A 16,059-nucleotide genomic window follows, 5' to 3' on the forward strand; every position below is an offset into this window, starting at 1 on the left:
TCCGGGGAGTGACGACCTCGCCGCGCCGCGGCATGGGGTGAAGGCCGGTCCGGGGCTCCGGGCCGGCCTTCGCATTGCCGCCGTATTGCAGGTTCGTGGCCAAGCGGGCGACACGCTTCCGGGGCGGTCCGGCACGTCCTACGGTCCGTAGTCAGCCCGGTGCCGCCCGGGTTGCCGCCGACCGGCGGACGTACGCCGTACGGCGACCGAACCACGTGCGAGGAAACACATGAGCCAGCCCCTCGACTCCGTCACCGCAGGCCACACCCCCGAGGACACCGACCGCCGGGAACCCCGGGCCGCGTGGTCGTTCGAGACCCAGCAGATCCACGCCGGAGCCGCCCCGGACCCGGCGACGGGCGCCCGCGCGGTGCCGATCTACCAGACGTCGTCGTTCGTCTTCCGCGACACCCAGCACGCCGCGGACGTGTTCTCGCTGGCCGAGCCCGGCAACATCTACACCCGCATCCACAACCCCACGCAGGACGTCCTGGAGCAGCGGATCGCCGCGCTGGAGGGCGGGGTCGCGGCCGTGGCGCTCGCCTCCGGGCAGGCGGCCGAGACCCTGGCGCTGCTGACGCTGGCCGGATCGGGCGACCACATCGTCTCCTCCCCCTCGCTCTACGGCGGCACCTACAACCTCTTCCGCCACACGCTGCCCCGGTTCGGCGTCGAGGTGACGTTCGTCGAGGACCCCGAGGACCTGGAGGCCTGGCGGGCCGCCGTCCGGCCCAACACCAAGGCGTTCTTCGCCGAGACGCTCGGCAACCCGCGCGGCGACGTGCTGGACGTCCGGGCGGTGGCCGACACCGCGCACGCCGCGGGGGTCCCGCTGATCGTGGACAACACCGTGCCGACGCCGTATCTGCTGCGGCCGATCGAGCACGGCGCGGACATCGTCGTCCACTCCGCGACCAAGTTCCTCGGCGGGCACGGCACCACCATCGGCGGGGTCGTCGTGGACGGCGGCACCTTCGACTTCGGGGCGCACCCCGAGCGCTTCCCCGACTTCCACGAGCCCGACCCGAGCTACCACGGGCTGCGCTACTGGCCCGCCCTGGGACCGGGCGCCTTCGCCGTCAAGCTCCGGGTCCAGCTGCTCCGCGACCTGGGCCCGGCACTCTCCCCGCACTCGGCGTTCCTGCTGCTCCAGGGCGTGGAGACGCTGAGCCTGCGGCTGGAGCGGCACACCGCCAACGCGCTGGAGCTGGCCCGCTGGCTGGAGGGGCGCGACGAGGTGGAGACCGTGCACTACGCGGGTCTGCCGTCGAGCCGCTGGTACGAGGCCGGGCAGCGCTATCTGCCGCGCGGCGCGGGCGCGGTGCTCTCCTTCGAGCTGAAGGGCGGGGCCGAGGCGGGCAAGCGGTTCGTGGACGCGGTGGAGCTGTTCAGCCATCTCGCCAACATCGGTGACGTCCGCAGCCTGATCATCCACCCCGCCTCCACCACCCACAGCCAGCTGACGGAGGAGCAGCTCCTGCTGACCGGCGCCACGCCCGGTCTGGTGCGGCTCTCGGTCGGCCTGGAGAACGTGGACGACCTCAAGGCCGACCTGGACGCCGGGTTCCGGGCCGCGAAGGCCGCGTCCTGAACCGTACGACCGCGCCCGCCGCACTTCCCCTCCCGCCGGCCTCCGGCGGCCGGCGGGAGGGGGACCCGCCCGGTCGTCGCCGCTGGGTGACGATCGAGGACCCGCTGCCCCTGGAGTCCGGCGCCCGGCTACCGGGGGTCCGCCTGGCGTACGAGACCTGGGGGCAGCGGGCGGCGGACGGCTCCAACGCCGTGCTGGTGCTGCACGCGCTGACGGGCGACAGCCATGTGGCCGGACCCGCCGGTCCCGGCCACCCCACCCCCGGCTGGTGGGACGCGCTGGTCGGCCCCGGCCGGGCGCTCGACACCGACCGGTGGTTCGTCGTCGCCCCGAACGTGCTCGGCGGCTGCCAGGGCAGTACGGGCCCCTCTTCCCCGGGGCCGGACGGCGCGCCCTGGGGCTCCCGGTTCCCGTGTCTGACGGTGCGGGACCAGGTGGCGGCCGAGGCGGCGCTCGCCGACGCGCTCCGTGTCGAGCGCTGGGCCGCGGTGATCGGCGGGTCCATGGGCGGGATGCGGGCGCTGGAGTGGGCGGTGGGCAGACCGGAGCGGACCGGTTCGCTGCTGGTGCTCGCCGCCCCGGCCGCCGCCTCCGCCGAGCAGATCGCCTGGGGCTCGGTGCAGATCGACGCGATCCGCTCCGACCCGGGGTGGCGCGGCGGCGACTACCACACCTCCCCGCCCGGCGCCGGTCCGCACCGAGGCCTCGGCCGGGCGCGCCGGATCGCCCACATCACGTACCGCAGCGAGCCCGAACTCGCCGCCCGCTTCGGCCGGGAGCCGCAGCCGGGCGAGGAGCCGGGGCGCGGCGGGCGCTATCAGGTGGAGTCCTATCTCGACCACCACGCGGGGAAGTTGGTGCGCCGGTTCGACGCGGGCAGCTATGTGGCGCTCACCGGGGCGATGAACGGGCACGACGTGGGCCGGGGCCGGGGCGGGATCGAACGGGCGCTGCGCCGGGCGGAGCTGCCCGCACTGGTGGCGGGCGTCGACTCGGACCGGCTCTATCCGCTCTCCCAGCAGCGGCAGCTGGCGGAGCTGCTGCCCGGCTGCGACCGGCCGCGGATCGTCGAATCCCCTCACGGCCACGACGGGTTCCTCATCGAGACGGACCAGGTGGCCTCTCTCGTACGGGAGTTGCTTCCCCAGCCTCCGCCCGCACCTCCCGCCGTCCTCCCCTCGCCCCTCCCCCACCAGGAGCTGCCATGAACCCGCTGCACCCGGCCTCCGAGGCCGCCTACGACCGGATGCGGCTGCGCCAGTGGTCCGCCGGGCGGGCGCGTTCCGCCGGGATCGACCGCCGCGACCTGCTGCGGTTCGTCGCGGCCGCGTCGGCCGCCGTCCCGCTGGCCTCGGTCGCCGCCCCGGCCCAGGCGGCGGCTCCGGCCCCCGCGGCCGGGCTGCCCGGGGTGGTCAAGCCGCTGCCCCCGGAGCTGTTCACGCTGCGCGGCACCAACGCGGAGACCGACTTCGCCGCGCTCAGGGACACCGGGCTCCTCACCCCCGCCGACCGGTTCTTCGTCCGCAACCACACCGCGACCCCGGAGATCGACCGGGCCACCTGGAAGCTGACGGTCTGGGGCGACGGCCTCACGGGCGGCCCGGTCGACTTCACGTACGCCGATCTGCTGCGCCTGCCCTCGGCCACCCGTACCGCCTTCGTGGAGTGCGCGGGCAACGGGCGCAGCTTCTTCACCTCGCAGCAGGGGCAGGCGGTCAGCGGTACGGCGTGGACGCTGGGGGCGATCGGTACGGCCCGCTGGCGCGGGGTGCGGCTGGGCGATGTGCTGCGCCGGGCCGGGATCGGGCGCCACGCGGTCGACGTGCTGCCGCGCGGGCTGGACGCCGAGGTGGTCACGGACGGGGTGGACCTGGGCCGGGTGCGCCGTCCGCTGCCGGTGGCGAAGGCGCTGGACGACGTCCTGCTCGCGTACGGGATGAACGGCGAGCCGCTGCCGCCCGACCATGGGTACCCGGTCCGGGTGATCGCGCCGTCCTGGGTGGGCATCGCCAACATCAAGTGGCTCGGGGACATCGAGGTGAGCGCCGAACCGCTGCTCACCCCGTGGAACACCGGCCTCTACCGGCTCTTCGGCCCCGGCCACCCGCCGGAGGGCAGCGCCCCGCTGACCCGGCAGACCCTGAAGAGCGCCTTCGAGCTGGAGCGGGGCGCCACGTTCCGCGCCCGGCGCCGCACGGTCCTCACCGGGCGTTCCTGGTCGGGCGGGGCGCCGGTGCGGTCGGTGGAGGTCAGCACCGACGGCGGGCACCGCTGGCGGCGGGCCCGGCTGCGCGACGAGCCGAGGGCCGGCAGCTGGGTGCGGTGGTCGGCGGACTGGGTGCCGGTGCGGACGGGCCCGGTCGAGCTGCTGGCACGGGCCACGGACCGGTCGGGGCGTACGCAGCCGAAGGTGACCGCGCACAACACGCAGGGGTACCTCTTCGACGCGGTGGTCCGGCACCCGGTGACGGTCAGCTGAGGTGCCGCGCCGGGCGCGCTCCGGCCAGTACGGCGGTGTGCACGGCGCGGGCGATGCGCGCGCCCCAGGGGGAACGGGGTCCGGCGAAGGGTTCGCCGCCGTCGGGCCCCGGCTCGGGCGCGGCGACGCAGACGGCGTCCGTGGGGGTGCCGGAGCAGTCGAGTCCGGCGTCCAGGAGGGCCTGCACCTTGGCCTCGGTGGCGGTGGCGACGGCGTTGACCAAGGCGGCGTCGGAGAGGGCGACGGGGAGTTCGACGACGATGTTGACCGTGCCCGGCCGGTGCGGGGTGCGGACGCTCGCGACGGGGTCCGCGGTCTCGGCGGCCGCTGTCCCGGAAGCCACGGTCTCGCCGGCCGCGGACTCCGGGGCCGCGGCTTCGAGCGCCGCGGAGTCCGGACCCGCGGTTTCGGGGGCCGCGCACATCGGACCCGCGGTTTCCGGGGCCGCCGCCCAGCCCCGTACGCCGAGGCCCGTGGTGACGGTCGCGGTGACGCCGCCGTCCCGGCCGGTGGTGTACGCGGCGACCTCGGCCGCGGTCATCAGCCCGGCGCCGGAGCCGGTGAGTCCTTCGGCGGCGGCGATCTCGGCGAGGTGGCGGTCCGGGTCGAGCCGTGGATAGCCGCCGGGGACCTGGGCGTTGAGGATCCAGGCGCGCGGGCCGATACCGCCGCCGAGGACCGCGCTGCTGCACACCCGCACCCCGGGGCCCAGCCGCCACACCAGGTGGTGGAGGTGGTGGCCGTCCTCGTGCCGATCGCGAAGCTCGGCACGCGGTTCGGTGCGGGGTCCGGTGCGCCGGCCGGGCGGGTGGACGCGTACGGAATCGATGGCGCACTCCTGGCGGCTCGGCGGGACCGGCTCCGGCCCGTCCTCCCGGGGCGGCCGTGCTCCGCCGATCCTATGCGGGCCCGCACCCTCTCACCCGATTGGCCTAACCGGGTCACAGGCCGCCGGGCGGCTCCGTACGGGGCCAGGAGGGTCCCCCGGGGCCTCCGGGGGACCTCCGGCCGGGTGGCCGGGCGGTTGCACCGTCCAACCGGGTGAGGCGCGATGGAAGCCGGACGTGCCACATCTGGTGGAGCCACCCACAGGGCGCGCCCAGCGAGGAGGGTTCGGTTATGGGAGCCGCTGACGGTTTCACGGATTCCGGAGAGCTCGACGGTCTGACCGTGTACGACAACGAGGGCGAGAAGGTCGGCAGTGTGGGCCGGGTGTACGTCGACGACGACACCGGCAAGCCCGACTGGGTCACGGTCAAGACCGGCCTGTTCGGCATGAAGGAGAGCTTCGTACCGCTCGCCGGGGCCCGTCGAGTGGGCTCCGACCTGCACGTCTCGCACTCCAAGGAGACGGTCAAGGAGGCGCCCCGCGTGGACGCGGACGCGCACCTCTCCGTCGCCGAGGAGGAGGAGCTGTACCGGCACTACGGCATGACCCGCAAGGCGGGCGATCTCGGCGGAGACACCAAGGGCACCGGCACGGGCACCGACGGCCGGACCGTCGCCGGGACGGGCGCCATGGGCGCGGCCGGAGCGGGTGCGGCGGGCACGGCCCGGGGCACGGGCACGCCGCCGAGCGCCAAGGCGACCGGCCCCGCCGCGACGGGCACGGGCGCCGCGGGGACGACGGCCGGAGCCGGCATGGCCGGTGCGGGTGCCGGTACCGGCAGGCACCGCGACACCTCCGCCACCTCCAGGCCGCTCGCGGGCGCGGGCGCGTCCCGGGGCGCCGACATGAGCGGAAAGGACGAGCTGATCCGCTCCGAGGAGCAGCTGCACGTCGGTACGGAGGAGTACGAGAGCGGCCGGGCCCGGCTGCACAAGTACGTGGTGACCGAGGAGGTCACCCGGTCCGTACCGGTCTCCCACGAGGAGGTGCGGGTGGTCCGCGAGCCACTGCAGCCCGGGGAGAAGGTGACCGGCACGACGGACTTCGGCGAGCAGGACGTGGAGGTCACCCTGCACGCGGAGCGCGCCACGGTGCGCAAGGAGGCCGTCCCGGTGGAGCGGGTGCGGCTGGAGACCGAGCGGGTCACCGAGCAGAAGGAAGTCTCGGCCGAGATCCGCAAGGAGAAGATCGACTACGCGGACGGCAAGGAGATGGGCACCGGCAAGGACGCCGGTGGCGAGTTCGGCCAGGGGCGCCGCCGCTGACGGCACCTGGATCCGGCGGCCGGAAGGCCGCTCCCATGTCCTCGACCTCCGGGCGGGCCCTGTACGACGGGTCCGCCCGGCGGACTGTCCGGGGCCGGTGCGTCCCGCCCGGCACCGGTGGCCGGACCGCAGGGCCGGCGACGCGGCGGGAGCCGTACTTTTCAGCGACGCGGCGGGGGCCGTACCGAAGGTCGTCAGGTCGTCCCTCGCCCGGGCCGGAGCCGGTGCGCGGGCCGCTCCCCCATGGGCCGGTGCGGCGCGGGATCGTCCCGCCGCACCGGCCCGGGCGCACCTCAGGGGGCCTGTCGGGCGGTCTGCGGGGCCTCCAGGGCGATCACCGCGTTCTGTCCGCCGAACCCGAAGGAGTGGCTGACGGCCCGCCGTACGGGCACCTCACGCGGGGTCTTGGTGACGCAGTCGATGGCGAACCCGGGGTCGGGGGTGTCCAGGTTGGCGATCGGCGGGATGAGGCCGTGCTGGAGCGTCAGGACGGTCAGCCCCGCCTCGATGGCACCGGCCGCTCCCATGCAGTGGCCGAGGACGCCCTTGGGGGCGGTGACGGGCGGCCGGTGGGGGTAGGCCCGGCCGATGAGGGCGGCCTCGGTCGCGTCGTTCAGCGGCGTCGAGGTCCCGTGTGCGTTGACGTGTTCCACATCCTCGGCCCGCCAGCCCGCGTCCCTCAGCGCCGCGTCCACGGCGGCCTGGGCGACCGCCCCGGAGGGGTGCGGGGAGGTCGGGTGGTGGGCGTCGGTCGTGGCGCCGGTGCCGGCGAGCAGCGCTCGGGGGGCCGCTCCCCTGGCCCGGGCGTCGGCCGCCCGCTCCAGGACCATGATCGCGGCGCCTTCGCCCATGACGAGCCCGGCCCGGTCGGCGGCGAAGGGGCGGCAGAGGCGGGCGGGGCCGCCGCCCTCCGGCCCGTCCGCGTCCCGCCGGGCGGCCGCGCCGGAGCGGGCGAAGCCGGTCATGGCGACCGGGAAGACGATCGACTCGGTGGCCCCGGCGATCGCGATGTCGCACTGGCCGAGCGCCAGCATGTCGCGGGCGACGGCGAGGGCGGTCACCCCGGAGGAACAGGCCGTGCAGGGCGCCAGGCTGGGGCCGGTGGCCTTCATCTGGATGGCGATCTCGGCCGCGGGCATGCTCGGGATGGTGAGCAGGATGCCCGAGGGCGAGGTGGCCTCGGGGCCGCGCCGCTCCAGGGCGACGGCCTGTTCGGTGAGTCCGGCGGAGCCGCCACTGCTGGTGCCGACGACGACGGCGACGCGGGCGCCGTCCCAGCGGGCGGGGTCGAGCCCTGCGTCGGCCACCGCCTCCCGGGCGGCGAGGACGGCGAACTTGACGTACCGGCCCATCCGGAAGGCGCTGCGGCCGCCGACCGCCCCGTCCAGGTCGATGCCGGTGACCGTACAGGCGAAGTCGACGGCGCAGCCGTGCAGTTCGGGGACGGTGCGGGCGAAGGAGTCGCCCCGGCAGACGCCTTCCCAGGTGGTGTCGGTGGTGTGGCCGGCCGGGGTGATCATGCCCAGGCCGGTGACGGCGATGGCGGGTCGGTTCATCGGGTGTCGCTCACCGGCACCGCGCTGCCGGCCGCCTCGCCGCCGACGGCCGCGTCGATGAACGCGGTGATGTCGGCGAGCGTGGCGTCCTTGTAGAGCTTCTCGGAGTCGGCGCTGACCCCCAGGGTCTCCTTGATGATGACGGCGAACTCCGCGACGGCCAGGGAGTCCATCTCCAGGCTGTCCATCGTGGACTCCGGCAGGATCTCGGCCGCGGGCACCTTGAACGTCCCGGTGAGTACCTCGGTGATCTTCGGGTGGATGGTCTGGGTCTCCACGGTGTTTCCTCTCATCGGTTCATCGGCCCGTCGACGGCTTCATCAGCCCATCGGGGGCTTGACGCGGGGCGGCCGGCCGAAAGCAGCCCCCGCCGAAGTAACTGGATGAAGACCCTCCGGTTACGCCCTGGGGCGAACCGATTCGTCTGCGCCCACCTGCGGCTTCTCGAACCACCGGGAGAGCACGGACGTGGTCCCCCAGTACGCCAGCAGCACCCCGCGCGTCCCGAGCGCCGCGACCTTCTCGCGCAACGGCCGCCGCCGCTTGCTGCCGCAGGCCGGCCGCCGGAAATCCGCCGTACGGCGCCCGGCCCCGTCCGCCGTCCGGGTGCCGCTCCCGCCTCCCGCACGGCCGCCGCCCCCGCCCGAAGCGCCCGCCCCGGCCCCTGCCGGCCTGCGGCCCTGGTGCCAGGGCCCCTCCGGGTCGTCGTAGGCGTGCGCGTAACCGGGTCCGGCGATCGGCCAGTCCGACAGCAGCCGCTCCGGCAGCGCGAAGGAGCGCACCAGTTCGGGGGCGTGCCGGGCCACGGTCGCGATGAGCCGCTCCTCCTCGTCGGGCAGCGCGGCCACCTGTCCGGCGGTCAGCCGTCCGGCGGCGAGGAGGTCGCCGCTGTTGCGGGCGATCCACCGCAGGGCGAAGAGCCGGTGCAGTTCGGTGAGCCGTTCGCGGGCCGGTCCTTCGGGCAGCGCGGCCACGGCCTGTTCGAACGCCTCGCCCGCCTGCCGGTAGCCGTACGCCTCCACCCCGCGCAGCGCCGGCCCCGAGGCGGCGTTCCACCGGCCGAGCGGGTCGCCCGCCGGGGCGGCGCTGATCCGCTCCCGGGCGCGGTCGAACCAGATGTCCTCCACCGCCGCGAGCAGCCGCCCCAGGAAGCGCGGGTCGTCCAGGTCGCCGGGCCCGTCCGCCTCCTCCTCGTCGCGGACCGTGACGCCGAACAGCATCTCGGCGGCGGCCTTGGCGTGGACGGCGAGATTGTCGCCCTCGGCGGTGATCGCGCCCTCGATGCCGGTGAAGAGTTCGGTCATCCCGTTGTTCTCCAGCAGCCCCTGCGCCCCGCACCGCTCCCGGCACTCGACGATGACGCCGCGCGCCTGCCAGGTGATCCACCCCTTGGCGACGGCGACCAGGCGCTCCGCCTCGGTCCGGTCGGCGGCCGGGGCGGACTCCCAGCGGTCCAGTGCCCTGCGGTGCAGGAGGCTCATCGCGAAGACGGTGGCCATCGCCCCGGCCAGCGGGCCGTGGTGGCTGCGGTGCGCGTAGACGGGCACCCGCCCGGCACCGCGCGCTCCGGAGACCAGCCGGTGGCCCGCGTACCGGATCGCGATGGCGAGGGTGACCCGCGCGGAGCCGACGGCACAGGCGCTCATGGAGAGCTTGCCGGGGGTGACACGCCCGATGGAGAGGAGGAACCGCCTTCTGCGGTTGGCCAGTCGGCTGGTGAAGCGGCCGTCCGCGCCGATCCGCCCCTGCTCCCCGGCGAGCAGCGCCTCGCGCGGGACGAAGTACCGGTCGAAGGAGGTGAGGCAGTGGTCGACCGGGGAGCCCATCCGGGCGGGCAGCCGCCGCACCCGTACGCCGGGCAGGGCGGCCACGGCGTCGGTGAGCGGGGCGAGGAAGAGGAAGACCCCGTGGTCGGCGCCGTCGGCGAGGAGCCGGGCGGCGACCACTCCGGTCTTGGGGCCCCCGGCGGGGCTGGTGTTGGGCATGAACTTCTGGGCACCGGCGTGCGGGGTGTGCAGGACGAAGCCGTCGCGTTCGGGGTCGTACGTCGCGGTCGTCTCGACGGCCGCCGCGTCGTTGCCGTGCGCGACCTCCGTACAGAGGAAGGTGCCGATGTTCCGCAGTTCCAGGAAGTCCGACAGATCGCGGAGCGTGCCCGGGTCGTGGTCGAGGAGGGAGCCGAGGAAGAGGTTGTAGTGGATGCCCGCGACGGTGGTCAGCGCGGGGTCGACCGGGCCGAGCCATTCGTGCAGGGCGGCCAGGGCGCGGGGGTCGGCGGCCAGCCTCGCACCGCTGTCCAGCGTGTCGTTGAGGATGCGCAGCCGGTGGTAGGAGAGGGCGAGCCGTTCGTCGGGGGTGCCGCCACCGGGCCGCCGAAACGGTTCTGTTGTGATCAGCCGACGCCAGAAGGCGTGCTCCTGGCGGAAGTTGTCACCGTAGAGCGTTCGGGTGAGCTGATCGACGGTCGTGGGCGGGGGCGTTTCATGCAGGAATACGGTCACGACAGAGTAACGATCTAGGAACGGCGAGGACACCCCCGCCGTTCCCGAACGGACCTTTCGGGTCAGGCGCGTTGGAAGGCGAGCGCCACGTTGTGGCCGCCGAAGCCGAAGGAGTGGCTCACCGCGCGTTCGACCCGCTGGTGGCGGGGCTCCTTCACCACGCAGTCGAGCGGGAAGGCGTCGGGGAAGGAGTCCAGGTTGGCGATCGGCGGGACGAGCGAGTGTTCCAGCGTCAGGACGGTGGCCACCGCCTCGATCGCGCCCGCCGCGGCGAGGGTGTGCCCGATGACGCCCTTGGGCGCGGTGACGGACGGGCGGTGCGGGAACAGCCGGGAGACGAGGGTGGTCTCCATGGCGTCGTTGAGGGGGGTGGAGGTGCCGTGGGCGTTGACGTGGTCGACCTCGTCGGGCGTCCACCCCGACTGGTCGAGGGCCGCCCGTACCGCGCGTTCGGCGCCGCGCCCGTCGGGGGCCGGGGCGGTGGGGTGGTGGGCGTCCGTGCTGGACCCGGCGCCGGTGAGCAGGGCGCGGGCCCGGCCGCCCCGGGCGCGGGCCGCCTCCGCCCGTTCCAGGACGAGCATGGCGGCACCCTCGCCGATCACGAACCCGTCCCGGTCGGCGGCGAACGGCCGTGACGCGCCCGCCGGATCGCCGGTACGGGTGGAGAGCGCGCCCATCCGGGCGAACGCCGTCACCACCAGCGGCGTCAGCACCGACTCGGAGCCGCCCGCCACCACCACGTCGCAGCTCCCGCCGAGCAGCAGATCCCGGGCGACGGCGACGGCGGTGGCCCCGGAGGCGCAGGCGGTGGCGGGGGCGAGGGAGGGGCCGCCTGCCTTCAGCGCGATGGCGACCTCGCCCGCCGCCGCGTTGGGGATCATCATCGGGACGAGGAGCGGGGACACCGCGTCGGGCCCCGAGGCGGCCAGCCTGGCGGCGTTGTCGACGAGGACGGAGACGCCCCCGACCCCGACGCCCAGCACCACGCCGACCCGCCCGCCGTCCCACACCGCCGGATCGAGCCCGGCGTCCGCGACGGCCTGCCGGGCCGCGACGACGGCCAGTTTCACGAAGCGGGCCATCCGCCACACCGAGCGGCCGCCGACCACCGCGTCGAGGTCGATGCCGTCGGCCGCGCAGGCGAAGTCGACCGGGAGACCGGCCAGTTCAGGCTGGCGCCGGGCGGTGGAGTGCCCGGCGCACAGCCCCTCCCAGAAGCTGTGCTCGTCAGCCCCTGCGGGTGTCACCAGGCCGACGCCCGTCACCGCGACGGCGGTGCCGGATCCGGCCCCGGTGCCCTGATCAGCGGACTGCGACATGCTGTGTTCCTTCCGTCGAAATCGTCGAATCGGTCTGCGGGGTCCCCGGCCAGCGGAGTGCGGCCGAGCCCCAGGTCAAGCCGCCCCCGAACGCGGTCAGCAGCACCCGGTCGCCGCCCCGGAGCACCCCCCGGCCCGCCGCGTCGGCCAGGGCGAGGGGGATGGAGGCGGCGCCGGTGTTGCCAACCCGCTCCAGATGGGTGACGCAGCGCTGCGGTCCGATCCCGACCCGGTCCGCGACGGCGCGCAGGATCCGGGCGTTGGCCTGGTGCGGCACGAAGTGCTCGACCTCGGCCGGGTCCCAGCCCACCCGCTCCAGCAGGGTCCGGCAGGAGCCGGTCATGCGCTCGACGGCGTGCTGGTAGACGGTGGAGCCCTGCATCCGGAAGTACGCGTCCGACAGCGCGGGGGGCTTCCCGCTCGCGCGGGAGCGGGCACCGCCGCCGGGGACCGTGATCAGCTCGTAGCCGGTGCCGTCGCTGCCCAGGTCGAAGGCGAGCAGTTCACCGGGGTCACCGGCCTGCCCCGCCGCGACCAGGGCCGCGCCCGCCCCGTCGCCGAAGACGACCCCGGCGGAACGATCCTCCGGGTCGAGCCAGGTCGAGTAGACGTCAGCGCCGACCAGCAGGACGCGCCCGTACAGCCCCGAGGCGACGAGCCCGTGGCAGAGGGCGAGCCCGTAGACGAAACCGCTGCACACGGCGGCGATGTCCAGCGCCGGTACGGTGCCGAGCCCGAGCCGGGCCGCGAGGGCGGGGGCGGTGCCGGGGCAGAGGTGGTCGGGGGTGGCGGTGGCGAGGACCACCGCGTCGACGGGCCCGGCCGGCGGGGCGCCCGCGAGCAGCCGGGAGGCCGCCTCGTAGGCGAGGTCACCGGTGGCGGCCCCGGGTCCGGCGCGGTGCCTGCTGCCGATGCCGGTGCGCCGGCGCACCCAGGCGTCGTCGACGCCCCAGCCCGCCGGGAGCAGCTCGTTGGGGACCGGCTCCCCCGGCACCCAGCCCGCCACGCCTTCCAGTACGGCCGTGCGTCCGCTCCCGGTCGCTGAGGCGCGCTCGCGTCCCCGCGGCCCCGCCCCGCTGCCGGCTGCTCGTCTTCCCGTCACCCGCTGCCCCGATCCCGTTGTCATACTGCGGCCGGTTGACGAACGGCGGGGCGCCTGGCGAGGGTGCGTTCGACTGGGCCGAACGGGTCATGACGGTTTGTCAGTTATGGTCGAGCGCCTCCCCGCGCGTCGAGCGCCTCCCTCAGCTCCGCCGTGTCGGGCGGGTTGGCACCGGCCCGGGAGACGGTGACGGCCGCGGAGGCGACCGCGTGGCGCAGGACGTCGGTGAGGGTGTCCCGGTCCACCGCGCGCAGCCGCTCCCGCGCTCCGGCGCCGAGGAGGCCGTGCGCGGCCAGCGCGTGGAGGGTGCCCGACATGAACGCGTCGCCCGCGCCCACGGTGTCCACCACCTCCACCCGCGCGGCGGCCACCGTGAACGGCCCGCCGGGCAGCACCGCGAGGGCCCCGTCGCCGCCCCGGGTCACCAGCACGGCGGCGGGGCCGTGCTCCAGCCAGCGGGCGGCCACCTTCTCCGGCTCCTCCCCCGGGTAGAGCCAGGCCAGGTCCTCGTCGCTCGCCTTGACCAGGTCGCTGAGCCCCACGCACTCCTCGACCCGCCGCACGGCCTCGGCGCGCTCCCCCATGAGGGCGGGCCGCACGTTGGGGTCGTAGCTGACGGTCGCCGTGGCGCGGGCGGCCCGCACGATCTCCAGGACCGTCTCCGCCCCCGGCCCCACCACCGCGCCGATCGACCCGGTGTGCACATGGCCCGGGGCCGGTTCCACGGTGACGGGGGCGAGGGTCCAGGACACGTCGAAGGCGTACGAGGCCTGCCCGGCCGCGTCCAGGGTGACGGCGGCCGAGGGGGTGCGGGCGGGCGCCCCGTCGGTGCGGACGGTGACCCCGGCGGAGGTCAGGTGGTCCCGGACGAGCCGCCCGTTGGCGTCGGGGCCGAGCTGGGTGAGCAGGGTGGCCCGGTGGCCGAGCCGGGCGAGGCCGTACGCGACGTTCGCGGGGCTGCCGCCGGGGTGGACCCGGTCCTCCTCGTCCGGCAGCCGGACGATGTCGGCGACGCATTCACCGACGACCAGCAGGTCGCTGTGGTCGGGCATGGGGGTGGATCTCCTCAGCTGCTGTGACGTGGGGTGGCGACGGATGGTCCGGTCTTCCACCGTCCCCGTACCGGTGCGGGTGGCCGGTGCGGTCTCCGCCCATTCAGCCCGATCGTGCCCCTCCGGCGGAAGCCGCCCGGGCGATCGGGCACCGGCCGGTCACCGTTCGGACGCCGATCCGGCCACAACGGGCAGCGGGGAGGGCAGCCGCTCCTCCGGGTTCCCGGCGGTCCGGCGCACCCAGAGCAGCGCCCCGGCGAGCACGACGGCGGCGGCCAGCAGCCAGGGCAGCGGCCCGAGCGGCAGCAGGCCGAAGGCGATCCCCGCACCGGCGGCGACCAGTTGCAGGGCGAGCGACTGGACGGAGAGCGCGGTGGCCCGGCCCGCGGCGTCGACCCGGTGGTGCAGCAGGTCGTTGGCGTTGGGGGCCGCGATGCCCAGACCCAGATACGCCAGCCCGAAGCCGGTACCGGCGGCGGCAGTGGCGAGGACGCTCGTCGAGGACGCGGAGGCGCCCAGCAGGACGAGCCCCAGCATCACCACACCCCGCCCCGCCAGTACCGCGCGCCCACTGCTGCGGGTCAGCCGGGCGGTGAACGGGGCCAGTTGGCTGCCGAGCGCGGCACAGACGAACCCCGCACAGGCCAGCCCGGCGAAGAGCACGGCACCGGACTCGGCCGTACCGGTCAGGGCGGCGGCCCGGCCCGGGGTGAGGAGTTCCAGCACCGCCAGTCCGGCCCCGGTGGTGCTCGCGGTCAGCAGGAGACGCCGGATCACCACGTCCCGGCCGCCGAGCCGGAGCCCGGCCCCGATGGCGGCGGGCACCCCGCCCAGGACGCCGCGCAGGGTGGCCCGGGGCCGGGGCGGTTCGGGCAGGGCGCTCACCACGTAGAGGACGAACCCGACCTCGACCAGCGCCCCGAGGAGCGCGGGCACGGAGAGCGGGATGACGTGTCCGCCGGTCGCCCCGGTGAGCCACTCCCCCGCGCCGGGGACACGGCCGAGCAGCCAGGGCAGCCCGCCGCCGAGCAGGGTGCCGAGCGCGAGGGCGGCCGAGGTGGCGGAGCTGCCGCGCGCCAGGCCCGTACGGAGGTCGGCGGCGGGGCCCGCGTGGGCGTGGACGGTGTCGACGTACCAGGCCTCGGCGGGCCCGCTGGACAGGGCGCGGGCGCACCCCATGAGGGCCATGCCGAGCGCGATGGCCCAGGCGGCGGAGGCGAGGCCGAAGAGGGTGAAGGCGGCCACGTTGAGCAGCCCGGCGGTGGCCAGGACGGCGCGCCGCCCTAGGACGTCGGAGAGGCCTCCGGTGGGCAGCTCCATCGCGGCGGCGGTGAGGGAGTGCACGGCGAAGAAGCCCGCGACGGCGGCGAGGCCCATGCCCCGGTCGGTGAAGAGGAGCACCCCGGTCGCGATGGACATGCCGATGGGGAGCCAGAAGAGGAACGAGACCGTGACGAACCGGCGGCGCGCGGTCAGCGGATCCAGCCGCCGGGCGTCGGGGTCGGGGGCAGGGGCGGTCGGGGGCGGTATCGGGGTGCCGGGGGCTCCGGCCGCCCCGCTCATGAGGCGTTCCCGTCAGTGGGGAGGCTTCCGCCGGTGGAGGTGGACCCGCCGGTGGAGGGGGACCCGTCGGTGGGGGCGGACCCGCCGGTGGCGGCGTTCTCGCCGGTCGGGGCGGGCTCCTCGGTGGCGGGCCCGGCGGAGACCACGGGCGGTTCCGGCGCCAGCGGGAGCCCCGCCGTGAAGACGACGACCTGCTCGGCGCGGGGGTCACCGGCGTCGCGGGCGGTCAGTTCGGCCGTCTTGGCCGCCAGCGCCTCCCACAGCTCGGTCAGCGACTCGGGGGTCAGCCGGGGCAGGCTGTCGCTCAGGCCCGACGGCTCCTGCCAGGCGCTGTCCAGCCGGCCGCTCTCCAGGTCCGCCTCGTGCCGGGCGAGCGAGCGCTCCAGGTGTTCGAGCTGGCGGCGGCGGAGTGCGCTGAGCGCGGCCCGGCCGCCGGGAGCCCGGTGCATGGCCTCGTTGCTCCACGAGGTGAGGGCGTGCACGGACTTCCAGCGGCGCTCGCGCCCGTCGCGGTGCTCGGCCTCGGCGACGAACCCGTACTTGGCGAGGACCCTCAGGTGGTAGCTGGTGGAGGCGGAGGACTCGCCCGTGCGCGCGGCCAGTTCGCTGGCGGTGGCCGGGCCGTGCTGCCGCAGCAGGCCGAGCAGCTCGATCCGCAGCGGGTGGGTGAGGGCCTTGAAGGCGGCTCCGTCGCGCTCGGGATCGAGGACGCGGCGGCTGGGTTCGCTGGTCATGGCAGCAG

At 75.6% G+C, this 16,059-nt stretch carries 13 protein-coding genes; 4 read left to right on the plus strand and 9 right to left on the minus strand.

Annotation, left to right across the window (positions count from 1 at the left end; genetic code table 11):
* The first annotated feature begins 229 nt into the window (after positions 1–229).
* Genes ACQ9ZG_RS01465 through ACQ9ZG_RS01475 form a run of 3 tightly spaced genes read left to right on the plus strand, consistent with a single transcriptional unit; the run spans position 230 to position 4,070 of the window.
* Positions 230–1,591 (plus strand): bifunctional o-acetylhomoserine/o-acetylserine sulfhydrylase, encoded by a 1,362-nt coding sequence (locus tag ACQ9ZG_RS01465; RefSeq protein ID WP_099218683.1) that lies wholly within the window; start codon positions 230–232, stop codon positions 1,589–1,591.
* Positions 1,588–2,799, plus strand: a complete 1,212-nt coding sequence (gene metX, locus ACQ9ZG_RS01470; RefSeq protein WP_499281562.1) for a homoserine O-acetyltransferase MetX — start codon at positions 1,588–1,590, stop codon at positions 2,797–2,799. The genes ACQ9ZG_RS01465 and metX overlap by 4 nt, the downstream gene beginning before the upstream one ends.
* Entirely contained in the window at positions 2,796–4,070 is a 1,275-nt protein-coding gene (locus ACQ9ZG_RS01475) for a sulfite oxidase (RefSeq protein WP_499279691.1), read from the plus strand. Before metX ends, ACQ9ZG_RS01475 begins: the two co-directional genes overlap by 4 nt.
* On the opposite strand, the gene ACQ9ZG_RS01480 is transcribed toward ACQ9ZG_RS01475, so the two are convergent.
* A complete protein-coding gene (locus ACQ9ZG_RS01480) occupies positions 4,063–4,968 on the minus strand; it encodes an adenosylcobinamide amidohydrolase (RefSeq protein WP_499281563.1) in 906 nt (301 codons plus the stop codon). The genes ACQ9ZG_RS01475 and ACQ9ZG_RS01480 overlap by 8 nt on opposite strands.
* Positions 4,969–5,189: 221 nt before the next feature.
* Between ACQ9ZG_RS01480 and ACQ9ZG_RS01485 the strand changes: the two genes are divergently transcribed.
* Positions 5,190–6,224, plus strand: coding sequence for a PRC and DUF2382 domain-containing protein (locus tag ACQ9ZG_RS01485; RefSeq protein WP_499279692.1), 1,035 nt, complete (start codon positions 5,190–5,192; stop codon positions 6,222–6,224).
* Positions 6,225–6,517: 293 nt separating this feature from the next.
* On the opposite strand, the gene ACQ9ZG_RS01490 is transcribed toward ACQ9ZG_RS01485, so the two are convergent.
* From ACQ9ZG_RS01490 to ACQ9ZG_RS01525, 8 genes are all read right to left on the minus strand, one after another.
* On the minus strand, positions 6,518–7,780 hold the full coding sequence (locus ACQ9ZG_RS01490; protein WP_499279693.1) for a beta-ketoacyl-[acyl-carrier-protein] synthase family protein: 1,263 nt from the start codon (positions 7,778–7,780) through the stop codon (positions 6,518–6,520).
* Positions 7,777–8,058 (minus strand): acyl carrier protein, encoded by a 282-nt coding sequence (locus tag ACQ9ZG_RS01495; protein WP_018491342.1) that lies wholly within the window; start codon positions 8,056–8,058, stop codon positions 7,777–7,779. The genes ACQ9ZG_RS01490 and ACQ9ZG_RS01495 overlap by 4 nt, the downstream gene beginning before the upstream one ends.
* A gap of 120 nt (positions 8,059–8,178) precedes the next feature.
* Positions 8,179–10,281, minus strand: a complete 2,103-nt coding sequence (locus ACQ9ZG_RS01500) for an acyl-CoA dehydrogenase family protein (protein ID WP_499279696.1) — start codon at positions 10,279–10,281, stop codon at positions 8,179–8,181.
* A 62-nt stretch (positions 10,282–10,343) separates the two neighbouring features.
* Complete coding sequence (locus ACQ9ZG_RS01505) at positions 10,344–11,600, minus strand: beta-ketoacyl-[acyl-carrier-protein] synthase family protein (RefSeq protein WP_499279698.1); 1,257 nt, start codon at positions 11,598–11,600, stop codon at positions 10,344–10,346.
* A complete protein-coding gene (locus ACQ9ZG_RS01510) occupies positions 11,584–12,726 on the minus strand; it encodes a beta-ketoacyl-ACP synthase 3 (protein WP_499279699.1) in 1,143 nt (380 codons plus the stop codon). Before ACQ9ZG_RS01510 ends, ACQ9ZG_RS01505 begins: the two co-directional genes overlap by 17 nt.
* 80 nt (positions 12,727–12,806) lie before the next feature.
* Entirely contained in the window at positions 12,807–13,754 is a 948-nt protein-coding gene (locus ACQ9ZG_RS01515; protein WP_415738413.1) for a carbohydrate kinase family protein, read from the minus strand.
* A gap of 159 nt (positions 13,755–13,913) precedes the next feature.
* The gene (locus ACQ9ZG_RS01520) at positions 13,914–15,317 is read right to left on the minus strand and encodes an MFS transporter (protein WP_499279701.1); all 1,404 of its coding nucleotides are present in this window, start codon (positions 15,315–15,317) and stop codon (positions 13,914–13,916) included.
* Positions 15,314–16,051: a helix-turn-helix domain-containing protein gene (locus ACQ9ZG_RS01525; protein ID WP_499279702.1), complete on the minus strand. Its 738-nt coding sequence runs from the start codon at positions 16,049–16,051 to the stop codon at positions 15,314–15,316. The genes ACQ9ZG_RS01520 and ACQ9ZG_RS01525 overlap by 4 nt, the downstream gene beginning before the upstream one ends.
* Positions 16,052–16,059 lie beyond the last annotated feature (8 nt).

The organism is Streptomyces araujoniae (assembly GCF_050871195.1).
Taxonomy (GTDB): Bacteria; Actinomycetota; Actinomycetes; order Streptomycetales; family Streptomycetaceae; genus Streptomyces; species Streptomyces bacillaris.

What these genes read in the sequence shown, in the direction of transcription:
- ACQ9ZG_RS01465 (WP_099218683.1), top strand. Translation starts at nt 230, where the DNA reads ATGAGCCAGCCCCTCGACTCCGTCACCGCAGGCCACACCCCCGAGGAC.
- ACQ9ZG_RS01520 (WP_499279701.1), bottom strand. Translation starts at nt 15,317, where the DNA reads ATGAGCGGGGCGGCCGGAGCCCCCGGCACCCCGATACCGCCCCCGACC.
- ACQ9ZG_RS01525 (WP_499279702.1), bottom strand. Translation starts at nt 16,051, where the DNA reads ATGACCAGCGAACCCAGCCGCCGCGTCCTCGATCCCGAGCGCGACGGA.
- ACQ9ZG_RS01505 (WP_499279698.1), bottom strand. Translation starts at nt 11,600, where the DNA reads ATGTCGCAGTCCGCTGATCAGGGCACCGGGGCCGGATCCGGCACCGCC.
- ACQ9ZG_RS01475 (WP_499279691.1), top strand. Translation starts at nt 2,796, where the DNA reads ATGAACCCGCTGCACCCGGCCTCCGAGGCCGCCTACGACCGGATGCGG.
- ACQ9ZG_RS01510 (WP_499279699.1), bottom strand. Translation starts at nt 12,726, where the DNA reads ATGACAACGGGATCGGGGCAGCGGGTGACGGGAAGACGAGCAGCCGGC.
- ACQ9ZG_RS01515 (WP_415738413.1), bottom strand. Translation starts at nt 13,754, where the DNA reads ATGCCCGACCACAGCGACCTGCTGGTCGTCGGTGAATGCGTCGCCGAC.
- ACQ9ZG_RS01490 (WP_499279693.1), bottom strand. Translation starts at nt 7,780, where the DNA reads ATGAACCGACCCGCCATCGCCGTCACCGGCCTGGGCATGATCACCCCG.
- ACQ9ZG_RS01485 (WP_499279692.1), top strand. Translation starts at nt 5,190, where the DNA reads ATGGGAGCCGCTGACGGTTTCACGGATTCCGGAGAGCTCGACGGTCTG.